At 44.5% G+C, this 19,238-nt stretch carries 14 protein-coding genes and 1 tRNA gene; 4 read left to right on the plus strand and 11 right to left on the minus strand.

Translation table 11 applies throughout. The annotated features are described in order from the left end of the window. Window position 1: 1 nt before the first annotated feature. From BUQ91_RS07600 to ispE, 9 genes are all read right to left on the minus strand, one after another. Complete coding sequence (locus BUQ91_RS07600; RefSeq protein WP_074208752.1) at window positions 2–1,822, minus strand: site-specific DNA-methyltransferase; 1,821 nt, start codon at window positions 1,820–1,822, stop codon at window positions 2–4. Window positions 1,823–1,876: 54 nt separating this feature from the next. Continuing rightward, on the minus strand, window positions 1,877–4,825 hold the full coding sequence (locus BUQ91_RS07605) for an ATP-dependent helicase (protein ID WP_074208753.1): 2,949 nt from the start codon (window positions 4,823–4,825) through the stop codon (window positions 1,877–1,879). A 525-nt stretch (window positions 4,826–5,350) separates the two neighbouring features. Beyond that, window positions 5,351–6,454 carry a glycoside hydrolase family 11 protein gene (locus tag BUQ91_RS07610; RefSeq protein ID WP_074208754.1) on the minus strand — a complete coding sequence of 368 codons (1,104 nt, stop codon included), beginning with the start codon at window positions 6,452–6,454 and terminating at the stop codon, window positions 5,351–5,353. A gap of 106 nt (window positions 6,455–6,560) precedes the next feature. Then, the gene (gene pth, locus BUQ91_RS07615; protein ID WP_015732305.1) at window positions 6,561–7,115 is read right to left on the minus strand and encodes an aminoacyl-tRNA hydrolase; all 555 of its coding nucleotides are present in this window, start codon (window positions 7,113–7,115) and stop codon (window positions 6,561–6,563) included. A gap of 22 nt (window positions 7,116–7,137) precedes the next feature. Further along, on the minus strand, window positions 7,138–7,290 hold the full coding sequence (locus tag BUQ91_RS15685; RefSeq protein WP_175566614.1) for a hypothetical protein: 153 nt from the start codon (window positions 7,288–7,290) through the stop codon (window positions 7,138–7,140). 21 nt (window positions 7,291–7,311) lie between these two features. After that, a complete protein-coding gene (locus BUQ91_RS07620) occupies window positions 7,312–8,370 on the minus strand; it encodes a virulence RhuM family protein (RefSeq protein WP_074208755.1) in 1,059 nt (352 codons plus the stop codon). A 117-nt stretch (window positions 8,371–8,487) separates the two neighbouring features. Beyond that, on the minus strand, window positions 8,488–9,117 hold the full coding sequence (locus BUQ91_RS07625; RefSeq protein ID WP_074208756.1) for a 50S ribosomal protein L25: 630 nt from the start codon (window positions 9,115–9,117) through the stop codon (window positions 8,488–8,490). A gap of 31 nt (window positions 9,118–9,148) precedes the next feature. Further along, a tRNA-Gln gene (locus BUQ91_RS07630) sits at window positions 9,149–9,220 on the minus strand. 82 nt (window positions 9,221–9,302) lie between these two features. Continuing rightward, window positions 9,303–10,175, minus strand: a complete 873-nt coding sequence (ispE, locus tag BUQ91_RS07635; RefSeq protein ID WP_254842281.1) for a 4-(cytidine 5'-diphospho)-2-C-methyl-D-erythritol kinase — start codon at window positions 10,173–10,175, stop codon at window positions 9,303–9,305. A 165-nt stretch (window positions 10,176–10,340) separates the two neighbouring features. On the opposite strand from ispE, the gene BUQ91_RS07640 reads away from it, so the two are divergent. The 4 genes from BUQ91_RS07640 (at window position 10,341) to BUQ91_RS07655 (ending at window position 16,050) form a co-directional block, all read left to right on the plus strand. After that, window positions 10,341–11,129: an outer membrane lipoprotein-sorting protein gene (locus tag BUQ91_RS07640; protein ID WP_074208757.1), complete on the plus strand. Its 789-nt coding sequence runs from the start codon at window positions 10,341–10,343 to the stop codon at window positions 11,127–11,129. A 9-nt stretch (window positions 11,130–11,138) separates the two neighbouring features. Beyond that, window positions 11,139–13,568, plus strand: a complete 2,430-nt coding sequence (locus tag BUQ91_RS07645) for an efflux RND transporter permease subunit (protein ID WP_074208758.1) — start codon at window positions 11,139–11,141, stop codon at window positions 13,566–13,568. A 35-nt stretch (window positions 13,569–13,603) separates the two neighbouring features. Further along, window positions 13,604–14,989, plus strand: coding sequence for a DUF1302 family protein (locus tag BUQ91_RS07650; protein ID WP_074208759.1), 1,386 nt, complete (start codon window positions 13,604–13,606; stop codon window positions 14,987–14,989). A gap of 65 nt (window positions 14,990–15,054) precedes the next feature. After that, window positions 15,055–16,050, plus strand: a complete 996-nt coding sequence (locus BUQ91_RS07655) for a hypothetical protein (protein ID WP_074208760.1) — start codon at window positions 15,055–15,057, stop codon at window positions 16,048–16,050. Here the strand turns inward: BUQ91_RS07655 and BUQ91_RS07660 are convergent. Beyond that, on the minus strand, window positions 16,047–17,507 hold the full coding sequence (locus BUQ91_RS07660; protein WP_074208761.1) for a PP2C family protein-serine/threonine phosphatase: 1,461 nt from the start codon (window positions 17,505–17,507) through the stop codon (window positions 16,047–16,049). The two genes, BUQ91_RS07655 and BUQ91_RS07660, sit on opposite strands and share 4 nt — an antisense overlap. Continuing rightward, window positions 17,504–19,234, minus strand: a complete 1,731-nt coding sequence (locus BUQ91_RS07665; RefSeq protein ID WP_074208762.1) for an MATE family efflux transporter — start codon at window positions 19,232–19,234, stop codon at window positions 17,504–17,506. Before BUQ91_RS07665 ends, BUQ91_RS07660 begins: the two co-directional genes overlap by 4 nt. Window positions 19,235–19,238: the final 4 nt, after the last annotated feature.

Consider the following 19,238-nt stretch of genomic DNA (forward strand, 5'->3'; position numbering starts at 1 on the left):
CCTACACTTCAAAAGTTCCTTCCCAGCTTTCACTCAGAAGGTCAGTAATTTTCACATGGATGCTACCCGCACCTTGCGGAATCTCGTACTCACCCTTGACCATCTCATTTTTCGCAGGAACATCGGTAATTGCAGGCGAAAATGTAGTACCATCGTAATTCCAGTCAATCATGATGGAATCCACAAGTTCACGCCAATCTTCAACATCTTGGCATTCGATGGAAAGCTTCTGCAAAAGGTTCATCGGGTAGAATTCCTTGACGGTCAACTTACCTTTTGTCAACTTGATGTAGGCATCGGAATCACGTTTGAATGTCAAATCCTTCTTATCTCGAAGAATATCGACGATTTCCAAATCCACCTTAAAACCGAGTTTCTGCATTTCTTCAAGGAATAAAGCCTTAAGATTAGGATCGTGGCCCATGCAGACAAAAGTAATCTGCTCAATGGGCTTATTCGGTGTTTCAGCCTGACGACGAGTCCAGTCGGCAATATCAATATTATTTACGATTTTAGAGAATTCGGCAGCCGTTGCGATGCGATTGATCCCAAGAATGGCAACCATACGGCCATCAAGTTCCGCATCCCAAAGATTATTCTCAGGCAAGGCCTGCATTCCCAAAGCCTCAATAATAAGACGTTTGGCTTCAAGTTCATTACGGAAGAAATCGTAGTCATTTACATTATAGACTTCGAAACCAGTGTAGCAAGGGAGTTGATTTTTTTCATCCGTCATTCCCGCCTTTGCACATTCTTTTACTCGATTGACAAGGCGTTTTGTCGTGGTTTGAATTGCACCGAGGTTGATATCGGCACCAAGGAACTTGCGACCGAGTTTCATGGCAACAGCTTGGGTTGTTCCACTACCCATAAAACAGTCAAAGACAATATCGCCGGGATTAGATGAAGCCTTGATAATTCGTTCTAAAAGAGCTTCAGGTTTTTGAGTGGGATATGATACATTTTCAGGACTTTTAGGATCAACAACCTTTATATACCATACAGATCCAAGAACAGAACCTTTAAAATCAACGATAATATCTTTGCCTTTAGGTTTTCTCCCATTATTTTTTTCAAACTGATTCACATAAGTCGTAAATCTTGAATCATGATATGGAGCATTATCTGCATAAATTCTATTATTTACAACATAATCATACCATCGATTATAATTAACGCCACCTGAAATATCATCATCATTCAAAACATTAAACTTGTAGTTTGGAGATTTTGAAAAAAACAGCAAAGAATTATGCCTTCTAGGAAACCAAGAATCAGAATTGACCCAAGCACCTTGATTTTCCCATATAATTTCGTTTCTAAAATTATTTGCACCAAAAATTTCTTCCAAAATATTTCTAAGAACATGGCTTCTATGCCAATCACAATGCAAATAAATACTTCCGGTATCACTCAGCAATTCCCTGCATAAAATCAGTCTTTCATACATGAACTGCAAATATTCATCATTCGTCCAAATATCACCATACTGTTTTTCTTCAAAGTTACTGGAATCGCTTTCGGCCTTTTTGCCACGGAGTGCAATGGTCTTCTTGTAATCAGCCTTGCTATCAAACGGCGGGTCAATATAAATCAAGTTTACCTGGCCGCGGTATTCTTTGAGCAAATGACTCATTACCTGCAAGTTGTCGCCCCAATAGAGCTTGTTCATCCATCCATCTTCGTCAGGTTCGCCGTATGTTTCCTTCAACTGTGCTGGATAATAAGGCGTTCCTGTAAAGGGACGTTTGCCTCTCCAGCGAAGTTCTGGATAACCCTTGATAGGTTCTGCAAATTTGTATGTTTCTTGTTCCTTGCTCATATTCTGTTCCTTCTATTAAAAACTCTTTTATTTCTTCGGTAAGCTCAGAGCCTACTACTTTTTTGAACAATTTTCACAGTAATGCCTAAGGTCGCATTCCGCACAGGTTTTCGCAATGCGTTCCTTTGTTCGTGTAAAATCTTTCTTTTCGATTTTTCTCACAACTTCATCAACATCTCCAATGGTATGCTCAATGGATTTTGAATTGAAGTCATAACTCACAAAAGGAGAGCTATCAGTCGTTCCCGTATAAAATAAATGCATCTTGCTCACATGCTTGCCATACTTTCCTTCAACAATGTGTGCGTAAATTTCAAGCTGTCGCCTATATCGTTTCAACTTTTCACGATCCGAGGCACTATTCACATCAGGTTTGCTATCCGTTTTAAAATCAAGAATTTCCAAAGTATCGCCTTTACCTTGAATCAAGTCAATTCGCCCTTCCAAGATGTAATCATCCTTCAAAAGCGTAAGCGGAACTTCGGCTTCCTTAACACGGCTCCAATCCTTGCTTGCATATTCCACATAGTTTTTGACATGACGTAACACAGCATCCAAAGAACTCTGACGCAAATACACCCCCAATTCCTTGGAAATTTGGCGGTAATTTTCTTGCATCCACCTTTCCATATTCTCTGGAGTTACATTTTGCACATTGCCAGCAAGCACTTGCCTATGAGCATTTTCAATCGTTTCATGGACTAGCGTACCAAACAATACTGCGTTCGTGCGTACAGGGCTAAATTCCAATTCCCTAAAGAATTTGTATTGTGTCGGGCAATTTTCATAAAGAAGGATGTGGCTCGTAAACGAATACTGATGTTTTACATTATTCGGCTTAACAACATCAAGAGTTACCTTCGGAGCACCTGATTTAAAAAGAGTCGCACAATCCTTTACCCCTGCATAGACCGAGGTAAAATATTTAGAAGGGCTTCTAAACTCACCCTTTTCACGCACCACGCCATTATCAATGCCTGTCAGCACCAATAAATTTCGGGCTCGGCTAAAAGCAGTATAATACAATCGCCAAAAATCAAAAAACTTGGTCCGCTCCAAAGGTTCCCACGGTTCTTGTTTATGATAGTATGCGGCGATTTCGACATCCAAATCTTCGTAATTTTTTCGAGGTGAAGAATCCAACGAATCGACACATGTTACAGGGAACTCCAAGCCCTTACTTTGGTGAATCGTCATGATGCTAATGCAGCCCGAAGGCGTTACCATATCGAAATCTTCGAATTCAGCAATGGCACCATCATGCAAAAATTTGAAATATTCGTTAAAAAGTCGGCGAAGAATCTGAGTACGTTTCTTTTGGTCAGCATAAATACCCGTAACGCCATTCATGTTTTCAAAACGAGCAAGTAATTGGCTAAATAAGCCCAAATTATAAAGCGGACGCAAATCCTTCACACCACTATTCAGTTCCGTATCCATGTATTCTGAAAAAAGCGGGAACTGCAACATTTCATAAAAAAGATTCGCAAACGTGTAGTCCGTATTTCTTGACGCCTTCAGAATTTCTTTGGCTTTTGTTACCGCCCACACTCGCAATTTTTTAAGAGCATCCGGTTTATCTCGAAGTTTCTGGATAAACTTGTCTAGGCATAAATCGTAATAAGCCCAAATACCCTCCATGTACTGTTCATTTTTTCCATCATTCAAATAATCTTTTTCACAATTCGGGAAAATGAAAAGCAAAGCACCAATAGCAAGCTGTATTTCTTCTCGATTAAAAAATTGTCCAGATCTCGGTGAAAATACGGGAATATCATGTTCTTCCAAATAATTTGTCAAGGCTACAATTCTTTCGTTCTTTACGGAATAGGCCAACAAAGCAACTTGGTTATAATCGGTCAAAGATCCACTAAGTTCAAGATCACGAATAAACTTGTAAAAAATTTTGCACCACTCATCCGTATTTTTCCCCATACACTTTACAACACCAATATAGGGAGAATTATCCTTATTCTGTCTGCCAGCACATTTTACAGTTTTCTTATAGCGAAATTCACCCCATTCTCCATCATAAGGCCGTTCCATCCATTTGTTGTAAAAATCGATAATGTCCGGATGCGAGCGATAGTTTTTATCCATCTCAACTTTTTTGCATTTACTTTTGAGAAGACCCGGAAATTTATCACGAAAACGCAAAATATTTTCGACAGTCGCTCCACGGAATCGGTAAAGAGCTTGGTCATCATCTCCCACCACGCAAATGCGATTTTGTGGAGCCGCAATTTTCAAGAGAATCTGTTCCTGAATACGGTTCGTGTCTTGGTATTCATCAACCATAATGTAGTGAACTTTTTCTCGAATTGAATTCAATACATCCGCATTCTGCAGCAACAGCCACATTTTCGTTTGGATGATTGAAAAATCAAGCGCATTCTCTTCGGAAAGAATATCCCTATAAAGCTGGACAAGTTTGGCCAAAGTAACCAAGGGCTTTGATTTTTTACATTTGCTCAACTTGTCCAAATCCAAATTTTCTTCGGCAACCTTATTTACCAATGAACAGATCTTTTTAGCAGATTTCCATCCATATGCAGATTCGTTCCCTGTAATTTCAACAAGGTTATCAATATCATTAAAGCGACGGGCGTTACGGTAAATCAAATACTGCTGTTCGAAATCATCTAGGACTCTATAGCCTCGACGCAAGTCCGTATATTCACGATATTCTTCCAAAAAGTCAAGGAAAAGTGAATGGAGCGTACCGACACGGATTTCAGAAATATTCTTTTGAATATCGTATGTGGCAGATACTGTAGAAATGCGAGAGAGCAGTTCCTTTGCGGCTTTTTCTGTAAAAGTGCCCACAAAAATGTTTTCAGGAGCAACATTCAAATCATAAACCAAGTGGCACACACGGTCCACCAAAGTTTTGGTTTTGCCAGCTCCGGGGCCCGCAATCACCAACAGCGGAGATTCCGTTGTTTCTACCACCTGTTTCTGTTCATCGTTGCTTTTTACAGTCTGGGTTGCCGAACGTGCCATCTACAAATCGCCTCTCGCACCAACAGCAAGGCGACAATCGACAATGCGATAGCAACCAAACCACGAGCGCGGATTACGCTCTCGTTCGGCAGGGATTAACGCTCTTTTTCTGGAAAAGAAAGGGCGCAGGTCGCTGCAATTTATCACGCTGAGGCTCTGCATTGCCTATGTACGATAAACGCGAGCGACCCACGCCCCAAAAGGGTGATATATCTATACACAAAAACGCACCGGCCCCAAGGGAGTCGGACAGATATACCAAAACACACCGTTAATAACGGGTATTTACGTGAGCGTTCGCCTTGTTCCCGTACATTGGAAATTTGCAGATTTCAGCGTGAGAACAAGAGCAAAAAAACTCTTCAAGCGAGTGATGCAGAAACACAGATTCCCGCAAAACTCTATGTCAATGGCAAAAATAATATAAAATCGGCATTTTAGTTCAGGAAAAACATAAAACCGAGCCTCAAAAAAACAGCCCCGGACATGTTCCGGGGTAACAACGAGGCTTATTGATGCAATGAATTATCGCTCGACAGCAATCGTCTTGGCAAAGGCCCCACGCTTGACCAGATAAACGGACGAGCGGGCGAACTTGCTTTCTACAGCCTGCTTAAGCGACACACCATTCTTCAGCTCCACCTTGCCGAGGAAATTCCCCTGCATATCGAACACCTGATAAACACCCGCCTTGTCAAAGAGCTGAGCCATAAACGGAATCGCATCGGTCCCCGAACTCGAAGAACCGTCAACGCTACTCGAAGATTCCGCGACCTTCTCCGATGACGAACTCGACACCGTTTTTGAGGAACTCGACGCCACAGAACTTGAACTTAAAGCAACGGAACTGGACGACGGAACTTCTTCACCTTTGACGTAAACCTTTATGTGCGGGAAATCAGCCGTACCGGAAACGCCGTTACTCATGCTCCCCGCTTCGCCAAGAACCTTGGCTTCGTAGAGCTTACCCATTTCCATGCCCAGCTTTTCCCACTGTCTCATGTGAGCGCTAATATTGATGACTCCGCAATCACGGGCATTTTCACGAATGCTGAAATACTGCAAAAAAGTCGTATTGCCCTGTGTCTTGATGGCCGGCCCCGTATGTTCGCCCCAATAAACGGAGTATTTGGCACCATCGATTGTGTAATCGCCCATCTTATGGCTAGCGACCCAATCGCCAGGCCTCCACCCCGTCAGCCAGTTATCGACAACATAATATTCGACCAGTTTGCTCGGGGATTTCGAAACTTCTTCCATCCAACCGTAGACACCGACATAGGAGTAATCGGCACCATTGATATTCTGCTTCACGAGCTTGAATTCCGCAAGCATATCGCCGCCAAGTTCGTTATACTTCTTGTCGCTATCGAACGAAAGCCCCGCACGGCAAAGGTAGTCTCCAGCATTCTGGAAAGAACATGCCATGGATCCGTCTTCATAAATTGTAAGCGAACCCGAAGTAGCCCTATCGTACCAAAGCTCGTAACCGACACCGTTGAACGAGCTCACTTCGTTTCCATTCACTTTTTTGCTTGCACCTGTATGTTTAGCTGCATTACAAAAATCCTGTGCCAAGACCCCCGCCGTGAGTCCCATACTCAAGGCGATAATAATTTTATTCACCATACATACCTCCACCAAAAGGTTACTTTCAATATAATAAAAAAGCCCGACAAGTTAATCACTAGTCGAGCTCATAACAATTTTAATGTATCCGTTGCATATAACGGCTTTACTTACCGTTGTAGCGTTCCATGCACTTCTCGATGCCGAGCTTAAAGTAGCATTCCACAAGCGCTGGGACCTTTGCGATCGCTTCGTCGAATTTCGGGCGGTCTTCAGGAGAAAACTTCGCCAAAACCCAGTTGCTGAGGTCAAATTTCGGAGGGCACTTGCCCACACCAAAACGGATGCGCGGGAACTTGTCGCCCACGTGCTCAATGATGTTGCGGAGCCCGTTCTGACCGCCGTGGCTGCCGTCCTTGCGGCAACGGATACGGCCTACATCCAAATTAATATCATCGCTAAAAACGAGCAAATGATCAACCTTGACCTTGTACCACGTCATAAGCGCCTGAACCGCTTCGCCGGAGAGGTTCATGTAAGTCTGCGGCTTCACGAGGAGGCATTCTTCGCCTGCAATGTTCACCTTCATGGTGAGCGCCTTATGTTCCGATTTCCAGTCCTTGCTCGGGTCGGCGAGCTTTTCAACTGCCATAAAACCGGCATTGTGGTGCGTGTTCGAATACTGCGTTCCAGGATTTCCAAGACCGACGATTAAATACATAATAAGACCTTAAAAAATATCGTTACTTTTCCGCATCGAGTTCGCTATACGCTTTTTCGGCATTTGCACGAACTTCATCTGCATTGCTATCCTGCTGCTGTACGACAGGTTCAGAACTAGCACACCCTAAAAGTGCGATAAAAGAAAGGCAAGATAAAAGCTTGAGTAATTTCATATCTAGAATATACAAAATCGGCTACGGCTTGTATTGAGCCATTTTTTCATGAAGCTCAAGGAAGTAATCAAAATCGCTATGGAATAGCTTATCCTGCACAATGCGGTACTTTTCCCATTCTGTAATCGCATGAGCCTGAGCCACTTCCATCGAAATCTTTCCCGCATTAGTCAAAAGTTCGTGTTCTGTAGCATCTAGAATCCGATCAAGATGTTTTGCCCAATCTTCCATCGTCATCGGGATATGCCGATTCGCTTGCATTTCAGCAAAGTCTAAATAACCCGAAACAATCAGTTCCAAAGCCTTAAGTTCATCCTTTTCTAAATAGTTTTTGGCAATAATAACATCGGATTTCAAAATTTTCCCATTAGGGGACGCAACCCACGTTTTTAGCCCCATATGTTCTTTTTTACAATCTGCACGCTCCACTATAAGTTCTGCCGCAGTATGTCCATGAATTGCCCAATGCAATTTGTTCTGCACTTTCTTGAAAAAATCTTGTGTAATCTTAGCCGACGAATCGTAATCTAATGCCGTTGAATAAATATCCGTCACTTTTTGATAAAAACGCCTTTCGGACACACGAATTTCACGTATAGCTTCTAACTGACGTTCAAAGTAATCCTCGGTAAGAATTGTCCCAAAATTTTTGAGACGATCCTTATCCATAACCCACCCCTGGATGGTATAATCTTTGACGACTTGTCCCGCCCACTTGCGGAACTGCACCGCACGTTCATTATTGACTTTAAAGCCCACAGCGATAATCATTTGGAGATTGTAATGCAATACATCACGGGATACTTGCCGAGAACCTTCGGTTTGAACTATCCGGAAATTCCGGATAGTTGGATCTTCAGGCAATTCTCCATCACTCAAAATCTTGGAAATATGCTCGTTTATCGTTCGAACATCAACCCCATACAACTCAGCCATCATCTTTTGCGTCAGCCAGACGTTTTCATCTTCATAACGCATCTCGACACTCTGCTCAGAACCACCTACCGCAGAAATATAGGTCAAATACTCCGCAGCCGAGCTGCGAATCGATACAGGATTTATCTTCTTATCTTTGCTCATTTGAACACTAATATAAAATTAGAAGTCAAGATTGTCAATAGACTCAGAATTTTCAACGAAAAAAGACCCACCCCAATCGGAGCAGGTCTCTTAAAGCCTTTCAGCTTGTTGCCAGAATTAGTTGGCAGCCGGAGCAGCGGCAGCGGCAGCGGCGTCAGCAGCCGGAGCAGCAGCAGCATCATCCTTCTTCTTGGACTTAGAAGAAATCGTAAAGATAACGGTGCGCGGGCCAGAAGCGAGCGTAACGTTTTCCGGAAGCTTGAAATCCTTAGCGTAGAAGGTCACGTTCGTTTCGAAGTTGGAGATGTCCAATTCGAGAACAGACGGGATGCTTGCCGGCTTAGCAGCGAGCATGAGATAACGAGCTTCCTGAGAGAAGAGACCGCCCTGAGTCTTCACGCCAACCGGGAGACCGGAAAGCTTGACCGGGATGCGAACCTTAACGAATTCGTCATCAGCGATCTTAATGAAGTCAACGTGCGTGATCTTCTGGGTGAGAGCGTCCTTCTGGACACTGTAGACGAGAGCCGGATTGCCAGCCTTGCCATCGATTTCGAGGTCAAGAAGCGTGTAACGCTTGCCCGGAGCAAGAACCTTGCGGAGGTCGATTTCGCTTACAGCAATGTTCTTAGCTTCGATACCCTTACCATAATAGACGGCCGGAATCTGACCAGCCTTACGCAAACGGGCGTTTTCGCGGTTTGCACCTAGCACTCTCGAGGTAGCTTTGAGCGTTGTGAGTTCCATTGTATTATCTCCATTAGATAAAAAAAATTCATTGGGGTAGCTGGACTCGAACCAACGAATAACGGAATCAAAATCCGTTGTCTTACCACTTGACGATACCCCAATGGTGCGACAAAGATAGTAAAAATTTGCCGATTATCAAAGACAAACGTGCAAAAAAAAGCGCTTTTTCTTTGAAAAAAGCCCTATCTATGCCAGAATTTCGTGATGGTCTGGTAGCGAGAAATCGGTTTCATCGCTACAGCAGCTTTTTCGGCAAGTTCCCGGGTCTCGAAAATTCCGAAAACAGAGGCTCCAGACCCGGACATCAGGGCGACCTTAGCCCCCAGTTCAAGGAATTTCTGCTTCATCTCGGCAACAAGCGGGTGCGTCGGGAACACGGAAATCTCAAAAGCGTTGAAATACGACTTGGGATCGAGGAAAAGCGGCGTCGCGGACGAGGACGACGCGGTCCAAGAGGCCTTGTACTGTTCCCAGCGGTCCGGGCCAGATTTCGGAACGCCCGCGTAGGCATCCTTGGTCGGGACCGCGTCCAGCGGGGTTGCAATGAGGAGAGCTGCACCTTCAGGCAATTCAAGCGGTTCCACGAACGTCAGGCGCTCGCCGATGCCCTCGGCAAAGGCGGTTCCGCCTCGAACGAGGAACGGAACGTCGGCGCCAAGCCGAGCGCCGATAGATTCCAATGTTTCGAACGGAAGGTTCAAGTTCCACAAGTTATTGAGCAAACGGAGCGTTGCTGCAGCATCGGCACTGCCTCCACCAAGACCAGCCCCAAGCGGCATGACCTTCGTCAAATGAATATCGGCACCAAGATTGCACTTCGCAAATTCCTTGAGCGCCTTCGCCGCCTTGAACACAAGGTCCGATTCCAGCGGATAGTTCTGCGGTTCGTTGTACGTCAGGTGGATTTCGCCATCTTCGCGAAGCGTCGCCTCTACCGTATCGCCCGCATCGACCGTCTGGAACACGGTTCCCAAATCGTGGTAACCGTCTTCACGTTTACGAATCACATCAAGAAACAGATTGATTTTTGCAGGAGCGTATTCTTTCATAGTCATTAGTCAATGGTCTTTAGTCGTTAGGACAATTGCATGCTGAGGTAAACTTAGAAAAGTTAGTTCGCTTGCTATTCCTAGTTGGAATAAAAAATTTGGTCTTACTCGGGAAAAAATTTTTCATCCACCCAAAACCGTAATATATTTATAACATTCAAGGGGAATTTTATGAAGAATTTTGTTTTCAAAGCACTCATTTCAAGTGCGTTGTTGATTTCCACAAGTTTCGCACAGACTGCAAACGAAATTGCCAAAAAAGTCCACGATTTGCCATCCGGAAAAACATCGTCTTACACCGTTTCGCTCACTCTGGTCGATAAAAACGGCAAAACCCGCAACCGCGAACTCGTCTCTTACTTCATGAAGGAAGGGACAACCGAAAAAACAGTCATCGTATTCAAGACACCACGCGATGTCGCTGGCATCAGTTACTTAACATACGACTATCCCGACAAGGCTGACGGCTCTTCCGTCGATAGCGATAGCTGGATTTACCTCCCCGCCATGAAAAAGGTGCGTCGCGTTTCCGGTTCCAGTAAAGACGATGATTTTCAAGGAACGGACTTTACTTACGACGACTTAGGCACCCGCAGTCTCAACAAAGACAACTTCGCTATCCTTGGCGAAGAAAAGGTAAACGGTGTTGATTGCTGGATTCTCGAAGCCAAGGCCAAAGACCCCAAGGCCAAAATCAGCCGCCGCGTCTCCTGGATCGACAAGAAAACCTACGTGACCCACAAAGGTGAATACTACGACAAGCAAAACCGTCTCCTAAAGACGCTTATTTGCGATACCATCAAGCAGGTAAAGGGCTACTGGAGCACGCAGAAGCTGACCATGACCAATGTCCAGTCTAACCACAAGACCGTGTACGAAGTCAAGGACTTGAAATACGATGAACCCGTAAACGCAAGTTTCTTTATGGTCAGTTCATTGGAACGTGAACTTGTCAAATAGGATACAAGTATGCAAGTCAGTCGCCTGAATCAATTTTTCGGCAAGATTGGACGCGCCCAGCTACGCCATCGCTGGAAAGTTCTTATTGCTCTGATCATCGTTACCGTCATCTGCAGTTCCGGCTTAAGTCAGTTTGCGCTCGATATTGGCGAAGAAGGCTGGTTCGGCGATTCCGACGACATAACGCTAAACACAAAGAAATACGAAGAAATTTTCGGAAACCTGAATGGTGTGGGCGTTTTGCTCGTAAAGCAAGGGGACGGAGATGTCTTTAGCGAAGACATGCTGAAGGTCATCGACAAAATCGGAACCCGGATGAAGGACGAGATTCCGTTTGCAGACCGACTCACCTCGATTATCGATGTTGACATTCCTGTTGGCAATGAAGAAGGTTTCGAAATCAAGAAACCTTACGAGAACGGCATCCCCTCGGATTCTGCGGAGCTGGCTCACGCACGCGCACTCGTGATGCGCGGAAGCGAGAAGACGAATGCACTCGTAAACGCCCTCGTGAGTGACGACGGCCGAGAAACTTGGATTTCCCTATCGCTACACCCGTTCAAAGGAAAGGAACTCGACGAAAAATTCAACGGCGTGCCAGATGAAGTCTCGGTTGCCATCGGATACAAGCTGATGGAAATCATCGAAAGTGACGAATTCCAAAATAAGGGTTTCAAGCTTTACGGTGGTGGCATGCCGTTTGACAATGCCAACGAAGATCGCTACGAAGTCCCCGAATACAGCATCAGGGTTCTCTGTAGCATCGGCGTGATGCTTTTGTTTTTGGCCTTGTGCCTACGCAACGTTTTTGGCGTCGTTGTGCCTGCCGTTGCAACACTCAGCGCCATTGCATCGGTCTTTGGCGCAATGTCTTATTTTGGAGCAAAAGCCGATTCTGCCCTCGTGACACTGCCGGTCGTTCTCGGCATGGCCCTTGCGGTGGGTTATTCGGTGCATTATATCAAGATGTTCAAGCTGTTCTTTAGACGCACAGGCAAGCGCAAAGAATCGGCAATCAAGAGTGTCGAGGAATGCGGATGGCCGGTGCTGTTTACCGTTCTTACGACCATGGCATCTTTCGTGAGTTTCCTGTTTGTCGACATGAAACCCCTGGAATGGATGGGCAAAACATCGGCCCTGGTCGTACTTGCCATCTATCTCTATGTAACCACATTAATTCCGATTTTACTTTCTTTCGGCAAAGATCGCGCCCCCAAGGCGAATCTCGAAGAAGGCGCCACCAAGTTAGACACAAAATTCTCTGGTTGGTCGAAATTCGTCTATAAAAAGAAGAGGGCCTTTATCGTTGTTACGGCACTGATTATCGCCGCATTTATCCCCGGGATGTTTAAAATGACAGCGCAACTGGACTACCTTACTATAACAGGCGACAAAATGTCGTACATCCGAGAAACAAAGGAAATGCTCAAGACCAAACTCGGTAACCAGTTCAGTTACGAGATCATGATTTCCTATGACGAAGAAGGAGCCTTCAAGAAACCGGAAAACATGAAGGCTCTGTTACAGTTGGAAGATTACCTGGGGACACTTTCGCTTACCAAGTGGTCGGGCGGCAAGGCACGTGTGGAATCAGCGACAAGCATCTTGAAAGAAATGAATCGCGCCCTGAACGAAGGAAAAGATTCTTTCTACACCGTTCCCGAAGACGAATATGTGCTTGCTCAGCTGATGGAACTTTCATCTATCGAAATGCGTGAGGATTTCAGCGACGCGATGGACGAAGACTTCAAGACGACCGTTGTCAATGTGGACATGACTCAATTCGCCACAGAAGAAGCGCTCGCCAATATGGAGTCGTTGAAGGCAAAACTTGCTGAACTGTTCCCGGACGCTAAATGCACCCTTTTAGGCGACATGATCCGGTATTCCGAAATGAGCAACCGCATTATTTTTGGAGGCCTGAAATCCTTCGGATTTTCGCTTCTGATTATCGCCATCATGCTGATTTTCGCATTCTCTAGCCTAAAGCTTGGGCTCATCGGCATGATTCCGAACGTGGCTCCGGTTATTTTGGTAGGCGGCGTCATGGGCTACTTCAACTTTGCGCTTGATTTCAGCACCATCACGGTAATGCCGCTAATTTTAGGCATTGCCGTCGACGACACCATCCACCTTACGACGCACCTTAAAATGCGCTACGAACAAAGCGGTTCCTGCGTCAAGGCGATGGAAGCGACCTTCCGCGAAATTGGTTCGACCATGTTCCTGACGACAATTATCCTATGCTCCATGTTCAGTGTCTACCTGTTCAGCCCGATGCGTTTCTTGATGGTACTGGGCATTCTGATCATCATAGGCCTTTCGAGTGCATTGCTTGCCGACTACACCATTACACCGGCGCTCTTGCATGTGGCCAAACCATTCGGCAAGGAAAAACAAACATCATTACGAGTTCCAGAGGAACAAAGCAATTCATAAAACTATTTATCGGAGTCATACTTATGAGTTTAAAAATGTTTAAAGAGCTCTCCATTTATGGACTTATCTTTGGTTCATCAATTTTCGCGCAGGAAATCAATTTCACAGGAAGTTTCACTTCTCAAGTAGGGATTGGTTTGCCGCACACGCACGAAAACAAAGGTGACTTTTTGCTCGGCCAGAATATTTTCGATGGCACGATAAAATCTTACATTGACGAAGCAACCGTTGTCGTGAACGCGCAATTGGTTCATGACGCTTTAGGCTCCCAATCTGCAAACGGATATTCCGCACTAGTCTCTGACGACGGCTCGTTTGCACTCAAGCTGAAAGAAGCATACATCGACTGGAAAGGCGAAATGCTCGCCCTCAGAGTCGGTCGACAATTAGTCTCTTGGGGAAAAGCAGACGATATTCAAATAACAGATGTCATTTGTCCTAAAGACGAAGCCAGCTTTATCGCTAGCGATTACAATGAATCCAGACTTGGGGTTGATGCCGTGCGTCTTTCACTTTTGACGGAAAAAATCCAAGCGGACGTGTATTACATTCCGTTCTTCACGCCTAGCATTCTGCCGCTTGCAAAAGGCAACCCGCTCAAAGCAAAAGTTTTCCCAGCAAACGTAGATGGGATTAGAATTTACGCACCGGAGGACTACCGCGATTTAGAACATCCAAGCAAACATGTTTCCAACAGCGAATACGCATTTAGGGCAAGTGCCTACACCTCTTTTGCAGACGTGTCGCTGTATTACTTTTACGGCTGGGACGACACCCCATTTTTCAAGTACGACCCCCATACGGTCATATATAATTCTGCGGATTCCAAAGACAACTCAAGTATTTACGATGACATCTTTGAAATTGATATTTCCGGCAAGTACAAACGCATGATGATGATTGGCCTCGATGCCGCCATCCCGGCAGGGGAATTTGTAATTCGACTTGAAGAAGCATATTTCCCCAAACGCCATTTCCAAACAACGGCAGAAAATCAAATACAACGTCAATTCAGCGGTAAAAACGTGAAAACCAGTTTGCAGAAGCACCAACTCATAAGCCTTGCAGGGCTTGATTGGACCCCAAGCGGCGGCTGGACACTTACAGCGCAATACATCTCCGACATTGTATTCAATCACGAAAAAAGTATCGACCGCAGAAACTTTGAACACCAAGCAACATTGAGTGTCGAAAAAACGCTCCTGAACGAAACGTTAACACTCATGGTTTCGGGCGCACTTGATTTGCGTAATTTTTCTAGCGCAGGCGAAATTGAAGCAGCTTACAAGCTAACGGACGCCATCACTTTAAGCATCATCGGAGACATTTACTACGAAGGTCCCGATGAAAACAAAAAAGGATTGTATAGCGACTATCGCAATTTAAGCAGCATTACGTTTAAAGGGAAAATGAGTTTCTAAGAATGAGTTAAAAACATCATTGTAAGAGATATGGCCCCAAAGCAAACCATAAAAGGAGAATTATAATGGATAAACTCACATTACCTATTGCTACACTAATAAGTTGCAGTCTCCTTTTCGCAGAAGAGAGCGCCTCCGCAAAATCATCCGACGCTGCACAGGAAAAATCCCCTTGGGAGTTTTCAGCAACGACATCAGCGGCATATTACCCCGAAACAGAACACCACCGCGGAGCAACTCATTTTTCGGGCTTTAGCAGCCCTTACGATGGCGTTGAAGTCGTTGTAGAATTTGATGCTGCCTACTCGCTCCCCTTCTTGCGCGGAGACGACGAATTCACAGCGGACAATCATGTGACATTCAACATGGGGCTAGAAATTTCACCCGTCACAATTGCACCAATCGCCCAAATTACCGTATCGCCCATTGCTTTTTTGGAGCTTGCCATCGGTGGCACGGCAGGAACCGGCTGGAATACTTTTGGCTTATTCCAAGGAATGGCCAAATACAGCGCCATAGAACCTGAATATAAGGACTTGACGCCCTTTGCACACTGGTACTTGTACGGCTGGGCGAGTGCATGCCTTATGTTTGATTTGGCGGCCCTCTGGGAAGGCGACTGGCACCATGTCGTGGCTACAGCTACCTACAAGGCCGGGTACCAGAAATTAACCGGCACCGAAGCCGACGTATGGATCTGGCGGACCACAGACGGCTTGGCTAGCGGCTGGGTGTACGAGCAGGAATACTTTGTCGGTTACCAAATGCCTTTGAAACTTTCGATGATCGGCATCGGAGCAACGCTTTCCGGCCATTACAAATCGAGCGATTACGGTAATTATTCGTCAAACTACAAGGGCGATTTCATGACGATTGACATTTGGTCCATGGCAGAAATCGCCCTCAACAAGAAAGACAAACTCTATGTGCTTTTAGATTTCGAATCCCGCAGAAGTTTCCGCGAAAAATACAAAGACATAGAGCACGAACCCCTCATGACCTACAGCGGCAGGGAATGGATTTTCTACATGTTAGGCATCCAGTGGAAGCATGTATTCTAGTCAACTCTGATAACCATCATCGTAAGGTCATCAAAAGGATCCGTTCCTTTAGCAAAAGCATTCACATCTTCGGCGATTTGCTTCAAGAAGCTTTCGCCGCCGCGCGTTTCGATGGCATTTAGCTTATCCAAAAGCCGTTTTTCGCCGTAAAGTTCAGCGGACGCATTGTGAGCCTCGGTAAGACCATCGGTATAGAGGAAAAGGCAATCCCCGCTTTCGAACTGGATTTCGGCTTCTTTATATTGCGTAGTGTCAAAGCCGGCAAGGAACACGCCATGCCGTTGCCTTAAGAATTCGAACTTGCCATCTTTTTTGGCAAAGCACACGGCATTATGCCCTGCATTGGTGCATTTCATGATTTGGGTTTTAGTATCCAGAATGCCAATCCAGGCGGTCGCAAACATTTCTTCGGCATTGTTTTCGCACAAGAGGCGGTTCACATCATTGAAGATTTCCGCCGTAGAAAGTTTCATGGATGCATGGTCACGAATCATCGTTTTCACAACCATCATGAAAAGAGCCGCAGGCACACCTTTTCCCGACACATCGGCAATCACAAAACAAATGTGCGTATCATCTATTTCAAAGAAGTCGTAAAAGTCACCGCCCACTTCTTTTGCTGTAGTCATTGATGCAGAAACACAGACCTCAGGGTGCGTCGGCAAGGCATTTTCTACCGCAGGAAGGGCTGCCAACTGGATATTTGTTGCGACAGCCAAATCCGATTCTACGGCAGCAATTTTTTCACGATTTTTAACAAATCGATCCGTATTCACATACGTCGTAAAGAATACAAAGCCTATCGCCCAAGAAAGGCTTGTTATCAAATAATTTCCATCATTTCTAAAAATATAGGTCTGAAAAGCCTGGACACACACAGTCAATATAGCAAATATCAACAGGTTTCTTGCATAAACCACTTTTTCTTTTTTCTTTTTACGATGCATTATCACATAATAAATTGCAAGTAAAATCGAAAATAACATATAAAGAAAATATACAGGGACAAGAAAGAAGTCAAACAATTCCTTATACTGAATTGATCCGCCCTCATCAACGGAATACACTAAACCAGTCCAAGGCGTTGTGAGGCACAAAAGAAGAGTCAAAATAGTAGGTGTTACCAAAAATAAAGCATTCAATTTTTTAGGATTAAAATTCAATTCAAAACGTTCCAAGCTGAACAGCGTAAACATGGATACGGCAATCATCAAACAGACGCTGTAAACATCGGCACAAATATAGTTCAGCACTCGAAAATTCGCATTTCCATCTACATAGTGCCAAATCCATTCAAAAGTCGACAATACGATTGTCGACACAAGGACAACAGAGAGTTTATCTTTAATACTTATTTTATACAGAGCGATATTGTTATACAGCAAGAATAAAAGCAACAATATTGAAAACAGGGACAATTCAGCAAAAATGGTTTCCGTAATGCCATATTGAATCATACTCGCACCTCGTTGTTTACCTTGAATGTATTCCGGTTATAGCTCATGGTCGTCAAGTATTTTTTATTTTCCTTCAATTTTTCCATATAGCCCGAAACCATAAATTCAACAATTGACCCGGCGATGACATCGTCACTGGACAAATCGAACAATATACCGTCATCCTTGGTTATAATCTGTACGCCCGTTTCGCGAATAATAACAGTACACTCTGCATAGACCGCTTTGTCGGCACCATTTTTTTCATAAATCAGCATATAAATGTCTTCTATCAATAACTTCACCTTTGAGACAATCTTACGGTCAACACCATTTTCACAAAGAAACTTTTCTGCCTGCTGCTGAGTTTTAACAATCGATGCCGGGTCCAATTTCAACTCGTAAAATTTATGCTTGAAGCCTTTCAGCTTATCCGCAAGCAGCAATGGATAATTCTCTGCTCCATAACGAATGCGGATATACAGAACCGATATCACATAAGCCAACGCAGGGCTAACGGCGACACCGGCAAACATTCCATACACCCCAAAGAAATATCCCAAAATCACACAAACCGGAGTCACCACAAGTACATCCCGGAGCGCACTCATCATAAATCCAAGTTTAATCTTGTCTATGAGCAAATAGTAAGAGCTCAACAGGTATAGCAAGCTCAAGAATACAAGCCCCAAAACTTCAATTCGAGCACCACCTACCGCATAAAAATACATCGACGGATCAGAGATATCATAAAGTTTCACAACATAGGGCGCCAACAAAAGCAGCAACAGCGTCAACGCAAGACCTTCGGCTACAGCCGTGTTTCGAGAAAGACGATAACATTTTTTGACGGCATCATAGGATTCTTCGCCCAAGTAGATGTTCATCAACGGAGTGAACGACTCCCCCACACCATCAAACAAGATTTGTATCTCTTTTATAAAAAGGACTATAGCACCAAGCACCAGCATTTCAGGGCCGTAAGCGAAGGTTATAAAACGGTTCATCACCGCAATGAAACAAGCCAAAAAAAGATAGGAGCCCGCATCAACCGCGCTATATTTTACAACATCGACAAGCCACCTAAACGAGAAGTAAAAGCCAAGCTTTAGCGAATTGCCTTGACGAAGAAGATGTGCAAAAGAAACGAGTATCGCCGCAGCAGTTCCAATAAACGAGCCAAGTCCAATTCCCGCAATACCGATAAATTTTACAAGAACAATTGAGCAGACGATGTTCCCTACAATCTGCACGATTCCTGAAACCATTGACAATGTTTCATCGCCATCGGCAAGGACCATCACATACATCAGAGTATAAAGCGGCAACAGTAAAAAAGTAAACTTGTACCAAAAGAAATAATCCTTTGCCGCACCGAAAACAATTGAAGACGGTTCATAAAAGCGAAGATAAGCATCCCCGATTACCATAAAGGTGACAAACAGAATTACTCCCATCAAGAGAGACATGAATAATCCAAACGCAAAACAACGATCGGCCTTTTTCTTGTCAAACTCTCCCATGGCCCGGTTATAAATAATGGGAACACCCAAGGCAACCAGACATCCCCAAAAACCAGCCAACGAATAAGCTGGGACAACTAGGCAAATGGCAGCAACGGCATCTTCACCGAGCATTACACCAGCAATCATCGAGTCTGAAAGGGTCAGCACCGTAATAACGAGTTGACCAATTGTACTCGATAGCAAGAGCGAAAAAAACTTTCTTGAAAGAAATGTCTTGAACATTGCT

It is taken from the genome of Fibrobacter sp. UWB11 (assembly GCF_900143015.1).
Classification (GTDB): Bacteria; Fibrobacterota; Fibrobacteria; order Fibrobacterales; family Fibrobacteraceae; genus Fibrobacter.